This window comes from Acinetobacter dispersus (assembly GCF_009884975.1).
Taxonomy (GTDB): domain Bacteria; phylum Pseudomonadota; class Gammaproteobacteria; order Pseudomonadales; family Moraxellaceae; genus Acinetobacter; species Acinetobacter dispersus.
In genome coordinates this window covers 310982-336910 of the sequence record NZ_CP041970.1, presented here as the reverse complement: position 1 = coordinate 336910, position 25929 = coordinate 310982, and the positions used below count along the sequence as shown (strand labels likewise).

The window sequence follows — 25929 nt, the reverse complement described above, 5'->3', positions numbered from 1 at the left end:
ACTTTATAGGCTGTGTCCTATCAACATAGGTGATGTATGGATATTTTACAAAGCATGATGATTCTAGTTCTTCTAGTCGCATGTTCATTCTTTTTATCCTTATCTGAAATCGCGATTGCTGGATCACGAAAACTCAAACTCAAACTCATTGCTGAAAGCGGTGAGGAAAGAGCAAATAAAGTCATTGAGTTACAAGAAAACTCTGCAGACTTTTTTGCATCTACGCAAGTCGGTGTGAATGCTGTTGCGATCTTGGGGGGTATTGTCGGTGAATCCTCATTGCGTCCTTACTTCCACAATTTGGCGACTGAGCTTTACCCGGGGCCTTGGGCAGATACCATCGGATTCAGCTTATCTTTTTTAACGGTTACTTCCCTATTTATCTTATTTGCTGATTTGATGCCAAAACGTTTGGCCATGATTTTCCCAGAAAAACTAGCCATTAAAGTCATCAATCCAATTACGATCTTTATCAAAATCTGCAGGCCATTGGCTTGGTTTATTAATATCATTGCAAATTCAATTTTTAGAATCTTTAAAATTGATACTAAACGCGATGATAGTATGACTTTTGATGATATTTCTGCCATCGTAAATGCTGGTGCACAAGCGGGTGTCTTACAAAAACAAGAACATCATTTCATTGAAAATGTATTTGAGCTTGAAGAACGAACTGTCCCATCCAGCATGACGGCACGAGAAAATATTGTTTATTTCACCTTGAATGAACCTGAACAGAGTATTCGTCAAAAACTGGCCGAACATCCTTATTCAAAATTCTTAGTGTGCAGTGAACATATTGATCAGGTCATTGGTTATGTCGATGCCAAAGATATTCTGGTACGTATCTTAAACAATCAATCCTTTACTCAACTCAATGAATCAACCATCCGTAATGTCCTGATTATTCCAGACTCCTTAACCTTGTCTGAATTGCTGGATCGTTTCCGCTCGACCAAAGAAAAGTTTGCTGTTGTGATCAACGAGTATGCTTTGGTTGTTGGTGTTATCACGCTCAGCGATATTATGATCACGGTTATGGGCGACTGGGTTACACCGATGGATGAGGAAAAGCAGATTATCAAACGTGATAATCATTCTTGGCTCATTGATGGCAGTACACCAATTGAAGATGTAAAACACGCGTTAACCATCGAAGAATTCCCAGAAAATGAAAATTACGAAACGATTGCAGGCTTTATCATGTATCGTTTACGCAAGATCCCACGTCCTGCCGATGCTGTTGAATATGCTGGTTTCAAATTTGAAGTTGTCGATATTGACCACTATAAAATTGACCAATTGCTGGTGACCCAAGTTTTACCAAATCTCGAAGGTGAATCTCCTGCACCCCAGGATGATTAATCTTGAAAGCTAAAAAAAGCCCATATATGGGCTTTTTTTATTTCATAACAAACCAGATCACGGCAGCCAATATCAGTAAAATTAAAATAAAGACTTTAATTCCACCACGACTCCGTTGTGCCAATTGCTCTTGAATCTGCGCCTGTTCTTGTGGATGATCCTGCAAATACTGATCAATTAAATCTTTAGATTCCTTAAGACCTAAACCTGTTTTTTCTCGCGTGATCTTGATTGCATCAATCAGCTGCCCTGCACGAAGCATAGCTAAAGCTTCTGCAGGAATCGTCGGTGGTAAATTCATAAAAGTAACAATCCTTGTTATTTTCTATTGGCAACCGCATTGATCAGAACAGGATATTTATAATTGCTTAATTCCCACCATACATGGAGATGAGTTCATCCAAGGTCGCTTGATAGTGAATAGCAATGTCTTCTGCCAAGATCTTATAGGCATTATCAAACTGAACCATTGGCCAACCTTCTTTCCAAAATGGAAAAATATTGTGTAGACCTTCTGTCACAATTGCATCTTCACGGCTAATCGCTTGAGCAACCTGAGCTAAAACCTGAGCGGTTTCTGCACCATCAATCGCTAAATAATCAATACCACGCACTTTTAAAATACGGATACGATCTTTTTTATAGCGAATTTTTTTCGCCTGACCTGCATTCAAACCTAATGCCAGCGTAACCGCTTCTACAAACTTTTCTTCAAAGTTTGTATTCAATACTACCAAAGCTTGTTTATGTGCTTCTTGACGCCCAGCTTTCCCCCCATTACGGATAATCTCATTTGCTTCCGTATCCAGCTTATCTTTTTTCATAGACTGTAAAATGTCTAAAATTTCGATATCGCTTAAAGATTCAGGAGATTGCTCAATCATGGGAGTCCTAATACACAAAAATAAAAAAACATTGTCTCATAAAAGCGATATCAAAGCAGAATAAAATTGAAAATTGGCATACTATCTGCACCATTTTTTATGTCAGGTTTCAGAGCTGGCTCTCCAACTGAATCAGATCTTTTGAAGCTATATTTATTTGCATAATTACTTTTACCCTGATAATATTATTTTACCCGTATAAAATAAACCAAAGAAAATGAATATTCAAACAACAACCTATACTGCCTTTTCAGGGAGTACATTGATCGCAACTGGGCAACCTGCTGAGCTTGCAATTAAGATTAAACTTAGGCCTAAAACAATTGAGAATATTTTAATTTTCAATGATCAAACTGGCCGACAGGTTGATCTTAATCTTTCTGGTTCTGAACAAGAAATTCATCAACGTTATAGCGAGCCTGAGCCAACAAAGAAAGTTGGACGACCGAAACTCGGCGTCATCTCCCGTGAAATTACCTTACAGAAAAAACATTGGGATTGGTTAGATCAGCAGAGTTCCAGTGCATCTGCTGTGATTCGGAAGTTGATTGATAAAGAGCTGAATGATCCAACTTCTGAAAGCAATATCATGCTCGCCAAACAATCTACCGACCACTTTATGTCTGCCATGTTGGGCAATATGCCAAATTATGAAGAGGCAACCCGTGCTTTATATCAAGGTGATCGGGAAGTCTTTTTGAAAATGATTCAGGATTATCCTAAAGATCTAAAAGAATATTTAATTCAAAAAACCCAAAATATTTTTTAATTTTTTGATTGTTCTGCCTTTTGATAAGTGGAACAATCAGACTTAACCTATAAATCATCTTCATCACTTATTGAAGATGTCATTTTCATATCAATATTTTTATAATCAACTCTCTGCAAACAATTTAGACATCTCTCTTTCAATTCATCAATCATTTTCTGTTGCTTTACCTCTCCACCATCAAAGTCAGATAAAGCATCAATCTCATCAAAACATGCGATTACATATTTCAGATCGTCAGAAATTATTGTGGATTTTAAGAATTCATTAGAAAAGCTCGACCTTGCTAAAGACCATATTCCAGCTTCAGGAGAAAGAACACCCTGTTTCATTCCCTCTAAAACTCCTAGAGCTAGTGAAGCGATATAGAATTCAGCATTTTTATTCAAGGTTTCAAGTTTCATCTATTAGAAATGTAGTTATATAAAAATATAGAGTATACACAATACAAAAAAACCCGCTTACGCGGGTTTTTTCAAATCAGTTCTGCCTATTAAAGACGAACCAACTCCACAACTTTCTCAGCCGCTTCTTCAACCGTGTCAGCCGTAATTTCTGTATCAGCACCTTCAACAGTTGTGGTAATAATCACCACACCTGTTTCACGTAACAGTGCAATTTGCTCAGCCGTTAAATTGGCTTTCGCAATCGCAACTACACCCTGCTGGATCAACAAGCTTTCTAAAGCTTGAGCTTTCTCGATCAACGATGCAGAAACACCAATCACCGCAGGCTTCTGACCTAAACGAGCAGCACGGTCTTCCGCAGTCACAGGATTGCTATGCGCTGTCCATTCAACCGCCGCTTCAACCATACCAGCACCAACAGTCACGTTGCTTAGACGGTCAATAAAGATAAATGAACCGGTGTAACGACTGTCTTGGTATTGATCAAAGACCACTGGCGCATCAAACTCAACCACAACATCCGCAATCGCATTCAACTCAAGTTCTTCAACTTGCGTATGTTCCAACGTATTCACATTGACACGGAAGTTAATTGCAGTGACTTTCGCTGGAACAGTTTGAGTACCAATTTTAACGTTGTAAAGTTTACCTTTTACCAGCGGATGCTCATTCATCCAGACCACTGATGCACGCACACTACGTGAAATCAATGGTTGCTCACCTGCACGGACCAAAACGTTACCACGAGAAATATCAATTTCATCGTTTAAAGTTAAAGTGACTGCTTGACCAGCAACGGCCTGTTCTAGGTTGCCATCAAAAGTTACGATTTCTTTAACTGTTGATTTTTTACCAGATGGCAAGGCAATAATTTCATCACCAACATTCACTTGACCAAGCGCAATCGTACCAGCGAAACCACGGAAATCGAGGTTTGGACGATTCACATATTGAACAGGGAAACGGAATTCACGTTTATTTGATTCACGTTTAATTTCCACTGACTCAAGAAGGCTCATCAAGGTTTGACCCTTGTACCATGGTGTACTTGCAGATGGATTAACAACGTTGTCGCCATTCAATGCCGAGATAGGTACGAACACAATATTTTCAGGGCGACGATCACCAAGTTGACTCACGAAGGCATCATATTCAACTTGGATTTCATTGAAACGTGCTTCAGAGAACTCAACCAAGTCCATCTTGTTAATCGCAACAACGATATTTTTAATACCCAATAAGCTTGCGATAAATGAATGACGACGAGTCTGTGTTTGTACACCATAACGTGCATCGATCAAGATAATCGCAAGATCGGCAGTAGATGCACCAGTCGCCATGTTACGCGTGTATTGTTCATGTCCAGGGGTATCGGCAATGATGAACTTACGCTTTTCAGTAGAGAAGTAGCGATAAGCCACATCAATGGTAATACCCTGCTCACGTTCAGCCTGTAAGCCATCGACCAGCAAAGCAAGATCAGGTGCATCCCCTGTAGTACCCACTTTCTTACTGTCACGCGTTACTGCTTGCAATTGATCTTCATAAATCAATTTTGAATCGTAAAGTAAACGACCGATTAAGGTACTTTTACCATCATCGACATTACCGCAGGTCAAAAAGCGTAATAAATCTTTTTGCTCATGCTGTTTTAAATATCCCAAGATGTCTTGGCTAATAAGATCTGATTGATGAGACATTGCTCAAAACTCCACATATTCTTTAGAAATCGGTTTTAATCTCCCAAAATCCCTCTTTAAAAAAGAGGGACTTGCTTAAGGAAATTAGAAATAACCTTCTTGCTTTTTCTTTTCCATCGAGCCAGCCTCATCATGGTCAATCATACGACCTTGACGCTCTGAGCTGGTTGCTAAAAGCATTTCTTGGATAATTTCAGGCAAGGTATCTGCTTCAGACTCAACTGCACCAGTCAATGGGTAACAACCAAGTGTACGGAAACGTACCGATTTCATTTGTGGAACTTCACCTTCTTTTAAACGCATACGTTCATCATCGACCATGATCAACGTACCACTACGTTCAACCACAGGTCGAACTGCAGAGAAATAGAGAGGAACGAGTTGAATATTTTCGAGATAGATATATTGCCAGATATCTAACTCAGTCCAGTTAGACAATGGGAATACACGAATACTTTCGCCTTTGTTCACTTTACCGTTGTAAAGGTTCCAAAGCTCTGGACGTTGGTTTTTTGGATCCCAACGATGTTTATTATCACGGAATGAATACACACGCTCTTTGGCACGAGATTTTTCTTCGTCACGGCGTGCACCACCAAAAGCAGCATCAAACTGATACTTATCCAAGGCTTGTTTTAAACCTTGGGTTTTCATGATATCCGTATATTTTGAACTGCCATGATCGAACGGGTTAATCCCTGCCTCACGACCTTCTACATTTTGATGCACGATCAGATCGAAGCCATGCGTTTTTGCCATGTTGTCACGGAAAGCAATCATGTCTTTAAACTTCCAACCAGTATCTACATGCAGTAGCGGGAATGGGAGTTTCGCTGGATAGAATGCTTTGAGTGCCAAATGCAACATTACCGCTGAGTCTTTACCAATCGAGTAAAGCATCACAGGGTTTTCAAATTCAGCTGCAACTTCACGAATAATATGAATACTTTCTGCCTCAAGTTGCTTGAGGTGAGTTAATCTATTTTCAGTCATGTACAATTTCCTCCTTATCCATGCTATCCATAAAATCTATAAGCGGTATTAAACCACCACTTTGAAGACTGTGTGGAGGAACGAGTGCCATAACAACTCCAATTTTTCATGATATCGATATTCTTACTTGCAGTAGAATTTGCTACTGAGTAAAGGTTATTCATTATAATAATTTAGATTCAATTCTTTAGCTTGTTTTTTCATATCAATATGCAAAATTATGATATGAAAATAAGATTCAGAGATATCAAAACAATCTATTTCACGTGAATCAAAAACAAAAGAAGCTCCGAAGAGCTTCTTTATCTGTATATATTTGAATTAGAAACGGAACATTTTTGTTTCCAAAGGAATTTCCACACCGACTGAAATACCACCATCATTGCCGTTCAAATCAGAATCACTGACCCAACCATTCACTTTTAATGGAATTGTTGGTTTCAGATAATGTGTCCAAGTTAAATCAAGACCTTTTACGGTATCTTCTTTTGGAAATGCTGCATTAATTGCCAAATTGGATTGATTCACTTTGGCATAAATCACACGTCCATTTAAACGATTCATCACATCAAAACGAATATCACCACCTACCGAATACATTTGACCATCACCACCAATCGCGTGTCCCAATGGGAAACCATGCTGATAATAACCGTCTTTATAGGTCGTATGGGTATAAGAGATTTTTCTTACTTCGCCATTGGTACGGGTATCTGCCCATTCAGCATAAAGCTGATATGGCATATTTTTATAGCTCGATGAAAAATCAGCACCACCAAGATACATATATTTAGCAGGTAGACCACCCGCTTCATCTTCACCTACAAATTGCGTATATAAGCTCACAGGTACATTAAATAATGGTTGTAAGAACAGTCGACCATCAAATCCTGCAATCTGGTTAGATGGATCAGCTTTTCCTGTGCCTCCATTATCTTTCGTTCCTGTGAAAGCATCCCAAAGCGAACTTAAACTTTCTGGTCGTCCTTCACCGCCCCACTGAATCGCACGTGAAGCACCAATCTCTAAAGCTGAGAATGGACGAGCAGTTAAGCGCAGACCAATTAATTTAGTGTCTGGAACAGCTTTGTAATCATCTAATTGTCCAGCAAAGGCTTGGTATTGCCAAGGACCGATCCAAGATAGCCATTTTGTTTCAAATGCATTTTGCACTGCACGTTGTGCAGTCACACCATAAACTGGACGACTAGCATCTCCACGGATCAAGCTTCCATCATGCCCAGGCCCCCAATAGGTCGGAATCTGACCTGCGATCACCCACTGATTCCAAAGCTTGCCTGCAATGTATGAACCTTCAACATTTGCATCATGCCCATTATCAATCAATGGATCTTTTTCGCCATTTACACGAAGTTTTGCATCCCAATTTTTACCACCCGCATTGAACTCGACAGCAGCCTGATATTGAGATTTTTGATTGTCACCGAATGCTTGCGGAACAGTCTTAAGATCTGTTCCAGCATGTAAGCCCACTTTCACAGTTGCATTGTCTGCCTGTAATGCGTTCACGACAGAATTCACAACTTTTTGCTGTGTATTATTACTAATCTTTGCTTGAGACAATGCACGTTGAATTTCATCACCGCTCATTGGCCAAGTTGAAGTACTGATTTGAATCACGCCTTGTTGATTGAGCCAATTCAGATCAGTTCTTAAATTTTCATCATTCAGCACAATACCTTGTGCAAGTACTGGGAAAGAAAGAGAAGCGAATAATGCGATATAAAGCGATTTTTTTAAAAACATATCCAAACTGTTCTCAAATTTATTTATGGTCACATGATCGTTGGTTTATGAGTAGTTTTCAATCGTCAAACGAAACAATTACATTTTTTAACATGCAAGATAAATTGACAATAATTGATGCCAGTCAGTAACATTTAATTTACCTACAACGCGACTGAAATCAAATAATGAAAAAAATTATTGCGATATTTATTATGATGGCAATTTCCATCCCTGCTTTTGCCCAACCTGCATCAAAAGAATCTGTCAAAGAGTTATTAAAGATCACTAAGTCAGAACAATTCCTTGGTCAAATGAGTCAGCAAATAAATACTATGATGCATTCAAGTATAGAAAAGATCACTCAAGGAAGAAAATTAACAACCAAACAGGAGCTTGCTGTTGTTAACTACACTCAGGAACTCGGAAAAATTATGCAAGAAGAATTAACATGGGCAAAATTAGAACCTGAAATGATTAAAATCTATGCTGAAGAGTTTAGCCAAGAAGAAATCGACGGTATGATTAAATTTTATAAAACGCCTGTAGGGCAATCGACGATTGATAAAATGCCAATTGTCATGCAAAAAAGTATGCAAGTGGGCTACAAACAAATGGATGCCATTACACCTAAAATTATGCAAGCTGCTGATAAACTGGCAAAAGATATGCAAGCAGAATAATCAGTCAACATAAAAAAAGCCACTTTAAAAGTGGCTTTTTTTATTAATCGAAGAATTAATCTTTACGGCGCATATGCGGGAACAACAACACGTCACGAATACTCGCAGCATTGGCAAACAACATCACCAAACGGTCAATACCGATGCCCTGACCTGCTGTTGGTGGTAAACCATATTCTAATGCTTCGATAAAGTCTGCATCGTAATGCATTGCTTCATCATCACCTGCATCTTTTTCTGCAACTTGTGCTTGGAAGCGCTCAGCCTGATCAATCGGGTCATTTAACTCAGAGAAACCATTTGCCAACTCACGACCACCGATGAAGAACTCGAAACGATCAGTAATATGTGGATTATCATCATTGCGACGAGCAAGTGGTGAAGTTTCAGCTGGATATTCAGTAATGAACGTCGGCTGACGCAGTTTAGTTTCTACAGTTTCTTCAAACACAATCGTTTGCAATTTGCCTAAACCAAAACCAGGCTTCACCTGCTCTTTTAGAACGTCTTTGGTAAATTTCGCCAAGAATTCGCGGTCATTCACATTTTCAGGTGTGAAGTCTGGATTATTCTCAAGAATTGCATCAAACATTGAGATTTTCTTGAATGGGCCCTTGAAGCTATAGACTTCTTCACCATAAGGCACATCAGTAGAACCCAAGATATCAACTGCCAATTTTTCAAGCATGTTTTCAGTCAATACCATCAAGTCTTTATAATCAGCATAGGCTTGATAGAACTCAATCATAGTGAATTCAGGGTTGTGGCGTGTTGAAACCCCTTCGTTACGGAAGTTACGGTTAATTTCAAACACACGCTCAAAACCACCCACTACAAGGCGTTTTAAATAGAGTTCCGGTGCAACACGTAAATACAGTTCCATGTCCAAAGCATTATGATGTGTTACGAATGGCTTAGCAGATGCGCCACCAGGAATCACATGCATCATTGGCGTTTCCACTTCCATGAAGCGTTCATTGGTCAAGAATGCACGAATACCTGCAACTACTTGGGCACGAATTTCGAAAGTTTTACGTGTTTCTTCATTTACGATCAAATCTAAATAACGTTTACGATATTTAGCTTCTGTATCGGTTAAACCATGGAATTTATCTGGAAGTGGACGAAGTGATTTGGTCAGTAATTCAAAACCTTCAAGGTGCACATATAAGTCACCTTTACCCGAACGGCCAATATAACCTTCAGCAGCGATGATATCGCCAAGGTCTAAACTTTTAATGGTTTCTAAAATATCAGCTGGCAAACCTTTACGATCTACATAAAGTTGAATACGACCCGTCATATCTTGGATCACCATAAATGATCCACGGTTCAACATCACACGACCAGCAACTTTTACATAAACTTTTTCAGCGCCTTCAATTTGCGCCTTGTCTTGATCTTTAAACTGTTCTTGCAAATCAGCTGCATAGTGCTCACGTTTAAACGTGTTTGGCCACGGGCTCTTACCCGTTTGTTTTGCAGTCTCTTGGATTTGCTTTAATTTGGCATGACGCTGTGCGATTAAATCGTTTTCGGAAAGTGTTTGTTCAGAAGTCGATTGAGCGTTTTGTTGCGTCATCTCTGCCTCGATTAAGTAAAAAATGAAGTGACATAGGATAGCAGATCACAACTCATTTTCGTATTGTTTCAACCAGACAATTCAAAAAAATCAAGATTGATCAGTTTTTGAATCAAGATAACGCAGCAATTTTCCGCTCAACAATCGATTCGCTGTCGCTTATTTCTCCGCTAAATGCTTGACCATGGCAAGTCCCTGATCAAAGCCTTTATTCATAAATTCTGCATGTTCTGGTTGAATATCGACCTCTACATGCAATTGCGTTTCACCATTAAAATCAAACAACATATATTTTTCCAAAGCACCTGCCCAAGACTTCACGGTCTCACTTTCCAAATCCTCCTTGCCGTTCTCGATCATCCCAAGATGCTTAAAAACAATCTCTTTAGGCTCATCAATACTTTCAATGGTAGAGATCATGCCATTGCCTTTGCCATCTCCGAAATAGGTTTTACCACCCACTTTCCAATCCGTGGTCATGGTTGAATCGCAGGCAAAGAATTTTGTCCATGCTTGATAACTTTCTGGCGTCCAAAGAACCTCCCAAACTTTTTCAGGGGTCGCATAAATTTTTATATTATAAGATAAGGTTTCCATGTTTTATTCTCCTTGATCATTGTTTTCATCATCATATCTTGATTCTGAATGTTTGTTTTTTATACACACTATATTTATACATTTCGGCTTTTTTTAATTGTATAAGCGTTATATCCCTAAAAAAAATTAGAGTAATTGCTCAAATAACAAGACTTTCAGATAGAATTGCCATATCACTTTTTGAATAAATGATTAAACTCTTGCATTTACTTTACTTAAATGTCGTTCTGCGTAAAAATCTAACTCCCGATTAGCATAAGTTAGTTCCTATTGCAGCGATCATAGCGACATTACGGAATAGTTTTACTGAAAGGCAACTTGAACATACCTATCAGTTTGGAGAGTCACATGAAAAAATATCAATGTATCGTTTGTGGTTGGATTTACGACGAAGCAGAAGGTTGGCCACAAGACGGCATTGCAGCAGGGACCAAATGGGAAGATATCCCAGATGATTGGACTTGCCCAGATTGCGGCGTTTCAAAAGCTGATTTTGAAATGGTTGAAATCTAAATAGATCGAGAAGGCCGTGACAATGATCATGGTCTTTTTTTTGCTATCGTTTGTTTTTAAATAAGAAAATATTGGAGAATAGAATGCATCCTATCGTTATCATCGGATCGGGCATGGCAGGTTACACCGTAGCGCGAGAGTTTCGTAAACTAAGTCCTGAACAAGAACTGGTTATGATCTGTGCAGATGATGCGGTAAATTATGCAAAACCAACATTATCCAATGCCTTTGCAGGGAATAAAGCACCAGAACAAATTGCTTTAGGCGATGCGACAAAGATGGCAACCCAATTGAATATGCGCATTGATGCAGACACATGGGTGAAAGCAATCAATGCCGAAAACCATGAACTAACATTAGAAAAAAATGGGCAAACCATTACCCAACCTTATTCAAAGTTAGTATTGGCTGTCGGTGCAAACCCTATCCGCTTAGCGATTGCTGGTGATGGCAGTGATGACATCCATGTTGTGAACTCATTGGTCGACTATCGTATCTTCCGTGAAAACCTTGCAAACCGTAAAGACAAACGCGTGGTTATTCTTGGTGCAGGTCTGATTGGCTGTGAATTTGCCAATGACTTATTGCATAGCCAATATGATGTGACGGTAATTGACTTAGCTCCTCAGCCACTTGGACGCTTATTGCCAAACCATGTCGCTGAAGCCTTTAAGACCAATTTAGAACAAGCTGGCATTAAATTTGCGCTCTCCACCACCGTGGAAAAAGTCACCAAGATTAATAATGATGAAGACTACGAAGTCACTTTAGCCAATGGTAAAACACTGGTCGCTGATATTGTTCTTTCTGCAATTGGCTTACAACCGAATATCTCTTTAGCACAAGCAGCAGACATTCAAACCAGTCGTGGCATTATTACCAACACACTATTAGAAACCAATCAAGCGGATATCTACGCCGTCGGTGACTGTGCAGAAGTAAATGGCACTTTATTACCATATGTAATGCCAATTATGCAGCAAGCACGTGCTTTAGCAAAAACGCTCAGTGGTCAAAGCACAGCGGTACACTACCCTGCTATGCCAGTTGCAGTAAAAACACCTGCTGCGCCATTGACGGTTTTACCTGCACCGCTTAATGTGGATGTGAACTGGGAAACTGAAGAGTTTGATGACGGTATGCTTGCTAAAGCAGCTGATGGCGAAGGAACCTTGAGAGGTTTTGTACTGTTAGGCCCAACTGCAGGCAAACAACGTTTAACGCTCACCAAGCTGGTTCCAGACTTGATTCCAGCGCAAGTTTAAGGTTTAAATACGAGAGTTTGTTGAGAAAAGAATTTCCTCCAAACTCTCTAAGCAATAAGAAGAATTCAATTTGGAACGAAGATCATGAACAGTGCCCTCCAATTTAACGTGTCACCATATGCTTCTTTTATGCAGGAAACCAAAGTTACTTTGGGCAATGGCATTGAACTACATGTTGAAATGGGCGGAAATCCTGAGCATCCAACCATCTTATTGATCATGGGCCTAGGTGCACAAATGCTGTTTTGGCCTGATTTCTTCTGTAAAGCCTTAATCGATCAAGGTTTCCGCGTAGTTCGCTTTGATAATCGCGATATCGGTTTATCTTCTAAAATTCGTAATAAAGGCAAACGACTCAATACCATGAAACTGATGAGTCGTTTCATGTTTGGTCTTCGCAATGAAGGTGCGCCATATACCTTATATGATATGGCTGATGATGTGGCGATGCTGATTGATCAATTAGGTATCGAAAAAGCCTATATTATTGGTGCCTCAATGGGCGGAATGATTTCACAGATTGTTGCTGCGAAATATCCAGAAAAAGTAGAAAAAATAGGTTTGTTATTTACCAGTAATAATCAGCCTTTTTTACCTCCGCCTTTTCCAAAGCAGCTTTTTAGCTTATTGGGTAAACCTGAAGGGCATGATGAAGAAACAATTATTAATCATAGTTTAAATGTTTTCCGTATTATCGGCTCACCGGGTTATGTCAATCCAGTCGAATCAATTCAAACCATTCGCAAATTATATCGACGTAGTTTTTACCCAGCGGGTGTACTTCAACAATTTTTAGCAATATTATGTACAGGTTCTTTGTTACCATTGAACAAAACAATTACTCAGCCGACTTTGGTTGTACACGGATCAAAAGATCGCCTGTTACCACCAAGTCACGGGAAAGCTGTTGCAAAAGCAATTTCTGGTGCTAAGTTTGAATTAATTCAAGGAATGGGGCATGATATTCCTGCACATTTCATTCCGCAACTTAGTGGTTTGTTTACTCACCACTTTAGATCATCACACTAGGACACTATGGCTGCATTACCCTCATTAAGACAGCTATCATATTTAGTTACGTTGTCAGAAACTTTACATTTTACTGAAGCAGCGCGTCGTTCCTTTGTTACCCAGTCAACACTGTCTGGTGGCATCATGGAATTGGAGCGTTTATTAGGTGGCGTCTTAGTTGAGCGTGATCGTCAAAACGTCCGTTTAACCCCATTAGGTGAGCAAGTAGTAGCGCGAGCGCGAGTGTTGCTTGCCGATGCCCAAGACCTGATGCGTTTAAGTCGAGAAATGAGTGAACCATTAACGGGTGATTTACATCTCGGTATTATTCCAACCATTGCACCTTTTATTCTGACTCAACTCTTAGATGAAGTGCATCAGCAATTGCCAAAGATCCAACTACACTTACATGAAGCACAAAGTGAGAAGATTGTAGAGAAGTTGGAACATGGTAATTTAGACATGATTGTACTTGCGCTTCCGTTTGATACGCGCAGTCTAAAAGTTGCTGAAATTGCCAAAGAACACTTATTCCTTGTGTATAACAAGAAAGATACCAATGCAGCCAATGCAAATTCTCTCGATGATTTGGATCTATCTCGTTTAATGTTGCTTGAGGAAGGTCATTGCTTACGTGACCATGCTTTGAGTGCCTGCCCTGTTGGTGAGCGCAAAAATGATCATCGCTTAAAAGCAAGCTCATTACCAACCTTGGTGGAAATGGTCTCTTCAGATTTAGGTTTTACCTTGTTACCTGAGATTGCACTGAAAAACAGTATGATTCACTTCAATGAAGATATTGATGTGAAAGCGATTGAAGCTGCACCAAGCCGCACATTGGCTTTAGTGACCCGCAAAAGCACACCATTACAAAGTGAGTTTGATGTAATTTTGCAGATTCTGCAAAAAATCACGGCTCATTTATCGTAATAAAAAAGCCTGTAATTCGATTCGAGTTACAGGCTTTTCAATGCAGTTAAAACAATTATTAAATATCCAATAAATTCACTTGTTCAACTTGTACATCACTCATACGTAGACCTTGATCAAGTAATTCATCGAAATACGATTCCACCACTTTGGCTTGATCAGCCGTATTTTCAACTTTATACATATTCTGACGAAACTCATTACTTGAGCGTAAGCCTTTGGTATACCAAGCAATATGCTTACGTGCAATACGACAGCCTGAGTATTCACCATAGAAATCATACAGCTCAGTCAGATGCCCCAATAATACTGCTTTAACTTCAGCAATATCAGGCGCAGCAAGATGCTCACCTGTTTTTAAATAATGGGCAATTTCTCGGAATATCCAAGGTCGGCCTTGGGCTGCACGCCCAATCATAATGGCATCTGCACCCGTATAATCCAGCACATATTTGGCTTTCTCTGGACTATCAATATCCCCATTGGCAATCAATGGGATATCAATCAATTCTTTAACCTGCTTAATCAACTCATAGCGTGCAGTATTCAAATACATATCTTCACGGGTACGACCATGTAGCGCTAATGCTGCAATTCCAGATTCTTCAGCACGTTTGGCCACACGTAAAATATTCTCATGGCCATTTAAAAAACCTAATCGGGTTTTTAAAGTGACTGGCACATCCACTGCAGAAACTACGGCATCGAGAATACGCGCAACGAGATCTTCGTCTTGTAATAAAGCCGAACCTGCAAGTTTGTTACATACTTTCTTGGCTGGGCAACCCATATTGATATCAACAATCTGCGCACCATTCGATACCTGATAACGTGCCGCTTCAGCAAGCTGTTCAGGGTCAGAACCTGCGATTTGTGCAGAGATTGGCGCAAGCTCACCATCAAAATTAGCTCGATAGAGACTCTTTTTACTCATACGTAGTGTTTTATCTGCAGTCATCATCTCACTGACCGCATGCCCTGCACCAAAGTATTTACAGAGTGTTCTAAAAGGTCGATCAGTGACGCCTGCCATCGGGGCAACAATCAAATTATTTGACAGTTGATATGAACCAATATACATATATTTTCTTACAATTTCTGATCAACATAGTATACTTCATTCGCCCGTTCGGCTCATCTTTTTGTGCGGTGTTGTCTTCATTATGAACCAATCGTTTTCGACTCGTCCTCTATTCAAAACATTTAGCCTCTTGGCAATCAGCATAAGCTTAGTGGCTTGTGGAGATAATGCGTGGTGGTCAAATAATAAAGAACCCGAAATGAAGGCAGAACAGATCACCAACGTGCTGCCACCGCGTGTTAATGATCGCCAGTCTTGGTCGCAAGATATCTTTGATATCATGCAACAGCTTAGTATTCCCAAAACCAAGCAGAATGTATGCAGTATTGTGGCTGTGGTCGATCAAGAGTCTAACTTTGTCGCTGACCCTGCTGTACCTGGCTTGGGTGAGAAAGCAGTTCAGGAAATCAATACGCGCCTCAAAGAGAAGTTTGAAGCTAAATTAGGTGAAACCATTGGCGGCACGGTTGCAGGTTATTTTGAGGATGTACTCAAAAACCAACCTTCCCCAGAAAATAACTATATGAGCCAAATGCGCAAAGTCAGAACTGAGCGTGAACTCGATTTGCTTTATCGTGAAATTTTTGACTATATGTCAAAGCATTATCATGTCAGTGCCCTAACAGGCGCAGCGAAATTGGTTGGACAAGACATTGGCGAGAAAATGAACCCGATCACGACACTGGGTTCTATGCAAGTGCATATTAATTATGCCAAAGAACATAAACGTCAAAGCGGAAATATTGCTGAACTACGTAATGATCTCTACACCCAATACGGTGGCCTATATTATGGCATCCATCGTTTGATGGAATATTCTGCCGATTATGATAAAGCCATCTATCGATTTGCCGATTACAACTCAGGCATGTATTCAAGCCGTAATGCGGCTTTTCAAAAGATGCTTGAAGTCATACAAAGTAAAGACCTTGATTTAGATGGCGACCTGTTACTTTATAATAAAGATGGGAATGTTCAATCCGCACTAAGCCAATCTGAAAAAGAAGTGATCTCTGCGTTTACCAACAATAAAATTCTGGTTACTCCGCGTCAAATTCGTGCGGATTTAAAGAAAGAGAAAGAGAAGAAATTCGAAGATACACAAACTTATTTAGCCGTTCAAAAGTTGTATCAAAGTAAAACCAATAAAGAACCTATTTATGCAATTATGCCTGAAGTTGTTATTTCGGGCCCTAAACTGAGTCGTGACTATAATACCAATTGGTTTGCCAGTCGCGTTAATGGACGATATGAAACATGCATGCAAAGAGCGAAACGCATAAAACTCTAAATCTTGCTCTATTTGATTTTGATGGAACACTCTATCCAAGAGACAGTTTCACAGGGTTTATTTTCTTCGCCTTATCAAAACGCCATATTGTCAAAAGAGGCTTGAAAATCCTGCCATGGATTCAAGCCTATTATTTACGCCTCTACCCTGCACATGCCATGCGACCACGTTTATTCCAAAGTATGTTTAAAGACATTTCTGTAGATGTAGTCGAGCAACTGGCTCAAGAATATGCACAGAAACTGATTAAAAGATTAGATCCAGATTTATTCCAGCAGCTTCAACTGCATCAGCAACGTGGTGATCACATTGTTCTGGTATCGGCATCGGTTGATCTTTATTTAGCTCCAATTTGTGAGGTTCTCAATATTGAATTACTGTGCACCCAAACTGAAAGTAAAGATGGACGTTTAACGGGTCGCTACAGTTCAGAAGATTGCAGTTGTGAGCAAAAGAAATTGCGCATCTTACAAAGCTACAATTTAGCAAATTATCAAACGATTTATGCCTATGGCAATAGTGAAGAAGATTTAGAAATGCTCTCTTTGGCAGACCATCCTTATATGATGGGAGCAGAGCAAGCACTTCCCACCTTAGAGCTAAAACAATTAAATCAAGCAGACATAAAAAAGCCCGCTTAATGCGAGCTTTTTTATTTCAAACAATTTAGTAGATTGCCATATGATCACGATGGATCATTTCTAGCGATCGTGCTTCACCTAAAACCTGATAGACTTTTTCTGATGATAAACCTTTAATCATTTCGGCAGAACGCGAACTAAAATTCACACGACCTACTGCGACACGACCACCGTTTTTATCAACACATTCAACTACATCACCACGATCAAAATGCCCTTCAATCGCTCTGACTCCAACAGGCAACAAACTACGATGTTTGAGCTTAATCGCTTCAACAGCACCATCATCAATCACTAAACGACCTGCTGTTTGCAAATGCGCTGCCAACCATTGCTGATGTGCTGTCACACGATCATTATCAGTGGTGAATAAGGTACCTAACATCTCACCCGCCATCAGGCGAGCCAGCACATTTTCGCTTTCCCCACTGGCGATCAAGGTAGGACAACCTGATCGTGCAGCCAAACGCGCGGCACGCACCTTGGTGACCATACCACCACGACCAAGTACGCCACCGCCACCTGCCATTTCAAACAAACGATCATCGAGTGCTCGAACAGCAGAGAACAATTTTGCGTTTGGATTGCTACGTGGATCTGAATCAAACATACCTTGTTGATCCGTTAAGATAATCAACAATTCTGCCTGTACCTGACCCGCAACCATCGCTGCCAAAGTATCGTTATCACCAAACCGAATTTCATCAGTAGAGACGGTGTCGTTTTCGTTAATGACCGGGATTACATGCCAATCAATCAAGTTCTGCAAAGCATCACAAGAGTTGAGATAACGACGACGATCAGCAAGATCATCATGCGTAAGTAAAACTTGTGCAGTTTGGATCCCATGTTGGTCCAGTACGCTTGACCATGTATGGATTAAACCCATTTGGCCAATAGCAGCACAAGCTTGTAGACTGGGTAGATCAGTGGGTCGACTCGCAAGTTTCATGCGTACCATCCCTTCTGCAACTGCACCTGAAGACACCAGAATAATCTCATGTCCCGCATTGTGTAGATCTGCAATTTGTTTCGCCCAGTGCGAAATTGCATTTAAATCTAGACCTTGCCCATTTGCAGTGAGTAAAGATGATCCGATTTTAACAACGATTCGTTTACACGCATTGAGCTGACGTTGCCCATCGACCACTTCTATCATTTTTCCCTCGGTTTACTAGTCACGAATGTAGACGCTTTCTACATCGCCTTCGTCTTCATCGTCATCAAAGTCTTCATCATCGTCCAAACCAGCTTCACGCTGTGCTTTACGCATGGCACGATATGCTTCTTTCGCTGCGATGGTTTGTTCACGTGTCTCAGCTTCAAGCTGCTCACGGAATGCTTTCACTTCTGCTGCATACTCAGGATCTTCAACTTCGCGCTCACGTTGTTGCTCGATTTGATCCATTAAGTAATACACAACTTCTTTGGTTCCTTCCGACATAAGACCAGAAGTTTTAAATACAGGACCTTTCCACTGCAATTCATCGAGAATGTGCTGACACCATTCTTCTCTTGATTCTTCTGCAATTTGATCCAATTTATTTAATACCAAGACCACTGGCAGTTTTGCCAATGTCGGAGAGAATTTTTCTAACTCACCTAAAATCGCTCTTGCATTATGAGCTGGATCAGAACCATCAATTGGCTGAACATCAACAATATGCAAAAGAATACGCGTACGCGCCAAATGCTTAAGGAAACGAATTCCAAGACCAGCACCTTCAGCAGCACCTTCGATTAATCCTGGAATATCTGCCATTACAAATGAACGATGACGATCCGCATCAACCACACCGAGGTTTGGTACCATCGTGGTAAATGGATAATCTGCAACTTTTGGTTTTGCTGCACTGACTGCACGAATAAACGTTGACTTACCTGCATTTGGCATACCGAGTAAGCCAACATCTGCAAGTACTTTCAACTCTAAACGCACTTCACGATATTCACCTTTAATACCATGCGTACACTTACGTGGCGAACGGTTAGTCGATGATTTAAAGTGAGTATTACCTAAACCACCATCACCACCATGGGCAACTTTTACGCGCTGACCATCAGCGACCAAGTCACCAATAATGTCACCAGATTCGGTATCGACAATGGTTGTACCGACTGGCACTTTCAAAATAACGTCTTCGCCACCGCGACCAGAACAGTTCGCACCCGAACCATTTTTACCACGCTCTGCACGATAGCGACGCGTATAACGGTAATCTACCAGTGTGCTGGTATCATCATCGGCTTGAATATATACACTTCCGCCACGTCCCCCATCACCGCCATCTGGGCCACCAAAAGGGACAAATTTTTCACGGCGAAAACTGGCTACGCCATTGCCACCGTCGCCAGCCTCTACGATAATGACTGCTTCATCAACAAAGCGCATGTGCCAATCCTCAAATTCTTAAAAGCGGACTATTTTGCCACATTTTAAGAAAATTCTCGAATAGAAAATTGAATGTAATAACAGTTTTTATTTCAATCTTAACCACATTAAGCAAAAATTTTCGTATTCTATTAATTTTATCAGTATAATTAACCACTTAAAAAAATTACAGGATAAAAATAAGTGTCATCATTATTTTATATTTGGGATGCGAAACAACATCATCCTGAGGTCACAATTGACTCTTTGGCACAAGCAGAATATTACGCAACCAATTATCAATGTACAGGATTCACCGAAAAGTTTAAAAATTGGCTGCTTAATGTAGAGAATATCGTCACCAATCCTGAGCTTACCGCAAATTTTGATGATGAAATTATTGGTTCTTTTACCAATGTAACACGCTATTTTGATGCTGCTGATAATGTCTTTAAGATTGAACAAGGTTTATTCGTTAAAAGTAAATATCTCTATAAAATCTTGATTGAGACTTTACGCCAACATGACCTAGTTGCCTTTGATGCAAGGTCTTATCTCTTTTTTAGTCAGAAACAAATATTCCCAGACCAACACAATATTGAAAGAATGTTGGATGCGGTAAGTGCTGTAACTCAAGAGCAACTAGAACAGTTTCAATCTATCCCCGCAACAAGAGAACAACTTATTCTTTTTTCAGATAGATGGTTAAAAAAAATCAAGATATTTTGCATTTTTTAGAAACACAAAAAGTCAATCAATTTAATGAGTTAAAGCAAGGTTGGTTTAGAGATATTAATTCAAAAATCTATGAAAGCATTAGTATACTTTGCTCAACTAGTGGCGATAACGTCATGTATACTGATATATCGCTAATGAGCTATATAGAACTGAAATCAAACACTATTCTGCAAATATCACGAACACATTATATAACCGAATACTCTACAATATTTATCCGACATACATGGTATAAATGGCAAAGCTAGTCAGTTTAATGATCCAGAACAACTAAAGCATGTTTTACAGCAGATTTATAATTTTTTGATTTATGATGCAGAAAAACATAGAGATATTGAAACATTGAGTCAATGGATTAATCATGGTAGTGAAAAAGCCTATACATCCCCCTATCCTCGGTTGATGCTAGCTAAATATCTAAATGATCCTTTATATGATGATTTAGTTGCAGAAGCAGTGCCTATATTAGAATCACAACAAAGAGTTAAGCCTGGGCACCCGTGGTATATTAACCCCTCTCTAGAAAGTACATATTCAGAAGTCCAGAAACGTTTAGATGGATTACTTAAAAAATAGATTACTAACTTTTGGACTCGAATAAAATATTTTGAAAAACTAAACTATCCCCCTTCCTCATTATCATTCGACCTTGATCTATCTCAAGGTCTCACATTCTTCAAAGGCAGTTCCATTTGCATATCTAAATTAGCCTTGGTCTGTTGCACCGAGTTATACATGATCGCATCAAAGGAAGAGATCTTACTCATATTAATCGCATCATTCATATAAAAGCTCGGCTTAAATTGGTGCTTCACAGGCAAATCAACCGACTCATCAAAAGCAAAATATACAGGTCCATCAAAAACAATTTTCACAGGAATGGTATAAGTACGTTTCAATTGAAATGGGATATCCAACTTTACTGGAATATCCAAACTCAAAGGAAACTTGGGCAATAATTTATTTTGATAGATCAAATCAGTGCTAGTTTCAATCGGTACCACTTCATCTACTTTCAGCGTGGTTTCATAGTTGATATCAACCGTAATCGGTGTTTCGACTTCGAAACTCAAATCAGCCAAATACTTCCCTTTTAAAGGCAATTGTAAAGTCCGATCAATGTCCAATACAGTATTCAGCTGACCTTCCGACTTCACTCTTAGGTGATCACCTACTTGGATCTTGGTTCCCAAGGATTCAGGTAAACGAATATCTGCTTGTTGCGCAGAAACAATCAAAGATGCCTGAATATTTAAATAAAACCAAAATAGGATGGCCACCAGAGTTGTGACAATCACAAAACTAATCAGCAGGCTTTTCAGTGTTTTGGGCATCTCCATTACTCACCTGCTTTTACATCGTTTTGAGCTGCTTGCACTTCGACAGGCTGAGCTTTGACACGATCCAAATACATGGTGGACAACGGAATCTTTAATTCACCCTGTGCAATTTTGACAGGTAAGGTATTTTTAACATCGACAGTAGCATTAAGCTCAGAAGTGATCGGTACATTTAAATTGCCTTGAATTGGAATGTTCGCATTCAGCTGTGCTTTCAAAGGAATATGCAAGTTTTCCTTAAGTTCAGTACGAACGGGCGCATCAAATTTCAAATGTACTTTTTGCTGTAGCGGCACTTGAATATCAATCGGTACATCCAGCTGTAAAGGGATTGAACCTTTCAATGGTAAGGTGACGTCCTTACCTAAAATTTTAACCTGTACCTTGGTATCAATCGGTAGGTTTTGATTGACCTTAATCGTTTCCTTTACAGGAATCGTGGTACTGATTGGAACTAAATTATCAAAATAAACCCGTGGTGTTAGGGTTTGAGTCAGTGGAACATTCAGCTGTTCATTAATTGGAATCTTGGCATCGACACGACCATTCACATCCACATTGAGCGCATCTTTAACCTTCACACGAACCTGTAATGGCTCTTGTAAATCAATCGCAACATCTTGATTCTTTAATGGGATATAAATATTAAAATGCTTAAACACCCACATTGCGATATACACACCACACAAGTTGGCCACAACAATTAAAGCAAATACCACGAATAAACGTCTGAACTGCAACAATGATCTATCCCTTGTTTAATTATTTCCCTTTTCCTGCATTCTCATCGATTTTTATGTTTTATTCAGCATATATTCTGTACAGTCATTAAAAAAGCCCAGTTTAAAACTGGGCTTTTTTTATTGCTCTGCGAACAAATTATGCATTTGTTTCAGCAGGAACTTTGGTATAGCTTACGCCACACATTTGTTCAGCAATACGTAATACCTGACAGCTATAACCAACTTCGTTATCGTACCAAACATAAGCAGTTAAACGTGTACCAGAAGCGATAGTTGCTTGCGCATCAAATACACCTGCTGTACGTGAACCGATAAAGTCACTTGATACAACTTCAGTCGAGTTGGTATAACCGATTTGACCTTGTAACTTAGAGTTGATCGAGATTTGACGAATGTATTCGTTCACTTCTTCACGATCAATTTCTTTCTCTAAGTTTAAGTTCAAGATTGCAAGAGAAACGTTTGGTGTTGGAACGCGTACAGAGTTACCTGTTAACTTGCCTTTTAAGCCAGGTAAAGCTTTAGCAACAGCTTTAGCAGCACCAGTTTCAGTGATCACCATGTTCAATGTTGCAGCACGACCACGGCGGTCTGCTTTATGATAGTTATCAATTAAGTTCTGGTCGTTCGTGAAAGAGTGAACTGTTTCAACGTGACCATTCAACACTTTGTATTTGTCGTCTAAAACTTTTAATACAGGTGTAATTGCGTTGGTTGTGCAGCTTGCAGCAGAGATGATTTTGTCTTCATCTAAGATATCGCCGTTGTTCACACCAAATACAACGTTCTTCATTTCGCCTTTACTTGGTGCTGTTAATACAACACGTGCAACGCCTGCACATTTCAAGTGTTGGCTCAGGCCTTCAGCATCACGCCATTTACCTGTATTGTCGATCAAAAGTGCATTTTCGATACCATAAGCAGTGTAGTCCACTTCGCTTGGGCTTGATGCATAAATCACTTTAATGAATTGACCATTTGCAATGATTGCTTCGTTTTCTTCATCTACAGAAATCGTACCGTCAAAAGTACCATGAATAGAGTCACGACGTAATAGAGAAGCACGTTTCGCCAAGTCACCATCAGATGATTTACGAACAACAATCGCTTTAAGGCTTAAACCACGACCCAAACCAGATTGGCTAATGATTAAACGCGCTAGGATACGACCGATACGACCAAAACCATAAAGAACAACATCTTTAGGTGCAGCAGCAGTCACGTTACCTTGAATTGGAGCAACCGCTTGAGCAACGAAAGCATCAACATCGCCACCTTGGTTTTTATATTCAACAGCGAGTTTACCAATATCAACTTCAGCTGAACCGATATTCTCAACTTTCATTAACGCTTCCAAAATTGGGAAGGTATTTACAACAGAAAGTTCAACATCAAGCATACGTGTACGGCGATGCGTTTTTAAAATTTGAATAACTGAACGGTTAATTAAAGAACGGCCGTAAACAGAAACAACAATATTTTTCTCACGGTACAATTGACCAATTAAAGTAATCATACGTTCCGCGATTTCTTCACGGTTTTTCCAACGACCTTGGTGTTCTGCGTGTAGGGCAATGATAGTGTCTTTGCTCACTGATACGTCCTCTAATTTATATATACTGGGCGTGAATTTTTAAAACGCCATAATTGTAATAGAATTATCATCAAGATTGAATCAAAAGCTGCTAAACGAGCTAAGATTTTGTCCTAATTGACTATAAATTCATAAAATACCTATAATTATTTTTGTGAATTTTGGTGAAGATTGATTTTTATCATCAAAATAAATGCCAATTTCAAAATCCTACTAACAGTTTTACTGATAATAAGGCTAATTTTGTTCTTAGCCTTAACAATGATATAAATCTCAATCGCTGTCAAAACTGCTAAGCAATCGCATTAGAAACTAGACATTCATCTCTAATACATTGAAATAAAAATAAATAACACGTATCAATTTAAATTAAAAAAAAGCACTGCTCAAAACATGAAGGTAAAAATGAATTTTAAAGTATGGCTATTACTTATCAGCATTCCTCTTTCTTGCGAAATCTCTATGGGCTTGGTTGGAATGATCGGGCTTGTACTGACAAATATCGTTTACTTGCCAATCTCTTGGATTGGAGAGCCCTTTTTCAACTGCAATAGCGAGGTGGGTTGTCTTCCCAAAGAATATGGACGTATTTTAATGTTTCTTATCATTAACCTAACTTATTACCTATATACCAAGATTAAAGGTGTTTAATTTTAAAATTAGACTCGTATCAATCCAACTTATCGTCCCTCACCCGTTGCGAATACTGTTTTAAGTTCAATTCTAAATGTTGCTTACGCTTTCTCTGTTGGTACAAATGCATTGCCCCTTCAATCACCAGTACCAACACCGCCAGCCAAATCGGAATATAGGTTAACCATTCATCCGCACCGATTTTTTCTCCAATCAGCAAAGAGACCAAAGCCAACAAAACAGGTTCTAAATAACCCAGTAAACCGAAAATAATTAAAGGTAAATAGCGACTCGCAAGAATATAACTCCCCAAACCAATGGCACTGAGCAAACCTAGCCCTATCACCACCAAGATCAGACTCGGATGTTCTAAAAACTTGAGATAAGGTGTATCCCCTGTTTGGGTAAAGAAAATCGCAACTGGAAGAATCAGTAAAAGATCCCACCAAAACCCACCTAAATTATCAGTTTGAATCTTTTTGCGAAGAATAAAATAAGCTGCGTAGCCCAAAGCAACAAAGGCTGTTTCCCAAGCAATGCTGCCCAAACGCCATATCTCATGCCCTACACCAAATGCTGCGAGTAACACTGCAACGTACTGCAACTTTGAAAGCTTTTCACCATATAGGATACTTCCAGCCAATACCAAAACCAGAGGTAATAGGAAATATCCCAATGAGACTTGTAATCCACGACCATGCATAGGTGCCCACAAAAACAGCCATAACTGCGCGGATGTCAGCACCGAGGTGATGATTAAAAGTAGTAACAATGAGGGCTGCGCGACAATTCTTTTAAATATGTGTTTGATATGACTCAAGTCACCGCTGAACCACATAAATAGCGTTAAAACGGGCAAGGTCGCAATAATCCGCCAACCAAAGGTTTGTTCACTATCAAATGCACCAAGCAATTGGGTATAAAAGTACAAAACCCCAAAAGTAACTGAAGCCAAAACTGAATAAGCAATTCCTTTAAACATTTTTGGCCTCTAATTTTGGGGGAATCTTCCAAAATACGTGATTTATCCACTATTTGGAATTAAAAAAACC

At 39.5% G+C, this 25929-nt stretch carries 26 protein-coding genes; 11 read left to right on the top strand and 15 right to left on the bottom strand.

The features are described 5' to 3' along the window. The first annotated feature begins 36 nt into the window (after positions 1–36). The gene (gene paeA / locus FPL17_RS01375; RefSeq protein WP_005183736.1) at positions 37–1365 is read left to right on the top strand and encodes a polyamine export protein PaeA; all 1329 of its coding nucleotides are present in this window, start codon (positions 37–39) and stop codon (positions 1363–1365) included. A 37-nt stretch (positions 1366–1402) separates the two neighbouring features. Here the strand turns inward: paeA and FPL17_RS01370 are convergent, their stop codons facing one another. Both FPL17_RS01370 and FPL17_RS01365 read right to left on the bottom strand, forming a co-directional pair. Continuing rightward, complete coding sequence (locus FPL17_RS01370; protein ID WP_005202477.1) at positions 1403–1666, bottom strand: ribosomal protein L7/L12; 264 nt, start codon at positions 1664–1666, stop codon at positions 1403–1405. 67 nt (positions 1667–1733) lie between these two features. Further along, positions 1734–2249 (bottom strand): hypothetical protein, encoded by a 516-nt coding sequence (locus FPL17_RS01365; protein ID WP_005183744.1) that lies wholly within the window; start codon positions 2247–2249, stop codon positions 1734–1736. A 217-nt stretch (positions 2250–2466) separates the two neighbouring features. Here FPL17_RS01365 and FPL17_RS01360 point away from each other — a divergent pair, with 217 nt between their 5' ends. Continuing rightward, a complete protein-coding gene (locus tag FPL17_RS01360; protein ID WP_159882691.1) occupies positions 2467–3018 on the top strand; it encodes a DUF2239 family protein in 552 nt (183 codons plus the stop codon). A gap of 47 nt (positions 3019–3065) precedes the next feature. On the opposite strand, the gene FPL17_RS01355 is transcribed toward FPL17_RS01360, so the two are convergent. From FPL17_RS01355 to FPL17_RS01340, 4 genes are all read right to left on the bottom strand, one after another. After that, complete coding sequence (locus FPL17_RS01355; RefSeq protein ID WP_159882689.1) at positions 3066–3422, bottom strand: hypothetical protein; 357 nt, start codon at positions 3420–3422, stop codon at positions 3066–3068. 89 nt (positions 3423–3511) lie between these two features. After that, positions 3512–5125, bottom strand: a complete 1614-nt coding sequence (cysN, locus tag FPL17_RS01350; protein ID WP_159882687.1) for a sulfate adenylyltransferase subunit CysN — start codon at positions 5123–5125, stop codon at positions 3512–3514. Positions 5126–5209: 84 nt separating this feature from the next. After that, positions 5210–6118, bottom strand: coding sequence for a sulfate adenylyltransferase subunit CysD (gene cysD, locus FPL17_RS01345; RefSeq protein ID WP_004808480.1), 909 nt, complete (start codon positions 6116–6118; stop codon positions 5210–5212). A gap of 321 nt (positions 6119–6439) precedes the next feature. Then, positions 6440–7885, bottom strand: coding sequence for a capsule assembly Wzi family protein (locus FPL17_RS01340; protein WP_159882685.1), 1446 nt, complete (start codon positions 7883–7885; stop codon positions 6440–6442). Positions 7886–8052: 167 nt separating this feature from the next. On the opposite strand from FPL17_RS01340, the gene FPL17_RS01335 reads away from it, so the two are divergent. Next, complete coding sequence (locus FPL17_RS01335) at positions 8053–8547, top strand: DUF2059 domain-containing protein (RefSeq protein ID WP_159882683.1); 495 nt, start codon at positions 8053–8055, stop codon at positions 8545–8547. Between the two features lie 55 nt (positions 8548–8602). Here FPL17_RS01335 and lysS read toward each other — a convergent pair whose 3' ends face one another. Together lysS and FPL17_RS01325 are read right to left on the bottom strand one after the other, a co-directional pair. Then, positions 8603–10129: a lysine--tRNA ligase gene (gene lysS / locus FPL17_RS01330; protein WP_004808486.1), complete on the bottom strand. Its 1527-nt coding sequence runs from the start codon at positions 10127–10129 to the stop codon at positions 8603–8605. Positions 10130–10288: 159 nt separating this feature from the next. Continuing rightward, positions 10289–10726, bottom strand: a complete 438-nt coding sequence (locus tag FPL17_RS01325) for an SRPBCC family protein (protein ID WP_004808488.1) — start codon at positions 10724–10726, stop codon at positions 10289–10291. A 348-nt stretch (positions 10727–11074) separates the two neighbouring features. On the opposite strand from FPL17_RS01325, the gene rubA reads away from it, so the two are divergent. The 4 genes from rubA (at position 11075) to oxyR (ending at position 14445) form a co-directional block, all read left to right on the top strand. Beyond that, on the top strand, positions 11075–11239 hold the full coding sequence (gene rubA, locus FPL17_RS01320) for a rubredoxin RubA (protein WP_004678010.1): 165 nt from the start codon (positions 11075–11077) through the stop codon (positions 11237–11239). A gap of 83 nt (positions 11240–11322) precedes the next feature. After that, the gene (gene rubB / locus FPL17_RS01315) at positions 11323–12504 is read left to right on the top strand and encodes a rubredoxin reductase RubB (RefSeq protein WP_159882681.1); all 1182 of its coding nucleotides are present in this window, start codon (positions 11323–11325) and stop codon (positions 12502–12504) included. A gap of 84 nt (positions 12505–12588) precedes the next feature. Then, entirely contained in the window at positions 12589–13533 is a 945-nt protein-coding gene (gene estB, locus FPL17_RS01310; RefSeq protein ID WP_004808493.1) for an esterase EstB, read from the top strand. Positions 13534–13539: 6 nt separating this feature from the next. Continuing rightward, positions 13540–14445 carry a LysR family transcriptional regulator OxyR gene (gene oxyR, locus FPL17_RS01305; RefSeq protein WP_004808494.1) on the top strand — a complete coding sequence of 302 codons (906 nt, stop codon included), beginning with the start codon at positions 13540–13542 and terminating at the stop codon, positions 14443–14445. Between the two features lie 58 nt (positions 14446–14503). On the opposite strand, the gene dusB is transcribed toward oxyR, so the two are convergent. Then, positions 14504–15526: a tRNA dihydrouridine synthase DusB gene (gene dusB, locus FPL17_RS01300; protein WP_159882679.1), complete on the bottom strand. Its 1023-nt coding sequence runs from the start codon at positions 15524–15526 to the stop codon at positions 14504–14506. 82 nt (positions 15527–15608) lie between these two features. Here dusB and FPL17_RS01295 point away from each other — a divergent pair, with 82 nt between their 5' ends. Continuing rightward, the gene (locus FPL17_RS01295) at positions 15609–16817 is read left to right on the top strand and encodes a DUF1615 family protein (RefSeq protein WP_159882677.1); all 1209 of its coding nucleotides are present in this window, start codon (positions 15609–15611) and stop codon (positions 16815–16817) included. Continuing rightward, positions 16784–17458, top strand: coding sequence for an HAD-IB family hydrolase (locus FPL17_RS01290; protein WP_004808497.1), 675 nt, complete (start codon positions 16784–16786; stop codon positions 17456–17458). Before FPL17_RS01295 ends, FPL17_RS01290 begins: the two co-directional genes overlap by 34 nt. A gap of 25 nt (positions 17459–17483) precedes the next feature. Here FPL17_RS01290 and proB read toward each other — a convergent pair whose 3' ends face one another. Both proB and cgtA read right to left on the bottom strand, forming a co-directional pair. Further along, entirely contained in the window at positions 17484–18617 is a 1134-nt protein-coding gene (gene proB / locus FPL17_RS01285) for a glutamate 5-kinase (RefSeq protein ID WP_004808498.1), read from the bottom strand. A gap of 15 nt (positions 18618–18632) precedes the next feature. Continuing rightward, positions 18633–19850, bottom strand: a complete 1218-nt coding sequence (gene cgtA, locus FPL17_RS01280) for an Obg family GTPase CgtA (protein WP_004808499.1) — start codon at positions 19848–19850, stop codon at positions 18633–18635. A gap of 183 nt (positions 19851–20033) precedes the next feature. Between cgtA and FPL17_RS18925 the strand changes: the two genes are divergently transcribed. Beyond that, positions 20034–20567, top strand: a complete 534-nt coding sequence (locus FPL17_RS18925) for a hypothetical protein (RefSeq protein WP_216070847.1) — start codon at positions 20034–20036, stop codon at positions 20565–20567. A gap of 303 nt (positions 20568–20870) precedes the next feature. Next, positions 20871–21143 (top strand): hypothetical protein, encoded by a 273-nt coding sequence (locus FPL17_RS18920; protein WP_216070846.1) that lies wholly within the window; start codon positions 20871–20873, stop codon positions 21141–21143. 83 nt (positions 21144–21226) lie between these two features. On the opposite strand, the gene FPL17_RS01270 is transcribed toward FPL17_RS18920, so the two are convergent. From FPL17_RS01270 to rarD, 4 genes are all read right to left on the bottom strand, one after another. After that, positions 21227–21907 carry a hypothetical protein gene (locus FPL17_RS01270; RefSeq protein ID WP_159882676.1) on the bottom strand — a complete coding sequence of 227 codons (681 nt, stop codon included), beginning with the start codon at positions 21905–21907 and terminating at the stop codon, positions 21227–21229. After that, positions 21907–22650, bottom strand: coding sequence for an MFS transporter (locus tag FPL17_RS01265; protein ID WP_159882674.1), 744 nt, complete (start codon positions 22648–22650; stop codon positions 21907–21909). Before FPL17_RS01265 ends, FPL17_RS01270 begins: the two co-directional genes overlap by 1 nt. A gap of 136 nt (positions 22651–22786) precedes the next feature. Further along, a complete protein-coding gene (locus FPL17_RS01260; RefSeq protein WP_159882672.1) occupies positions 22787–24244 on the bottom strand; it encodes a glyceraldehyde-3-phosphate dehydrogenase in 1458 nt (485 codons plus the stop codon). Between the two features lie 670 nt (positions 24245–24914). Continuing rightward, a complete protein-coding gene (rarD, locus tag FPL17_RS01255) occupies positions 24915–25859 on the bottom strand; it encodes an EamA family transporter RarD (RefSeq protein ID WP_159882670.1) in 945 nt (314 codons plus the stop codon). Between the last annotated feature and the right edge of the window lie 70 nt (positions 25860–25929).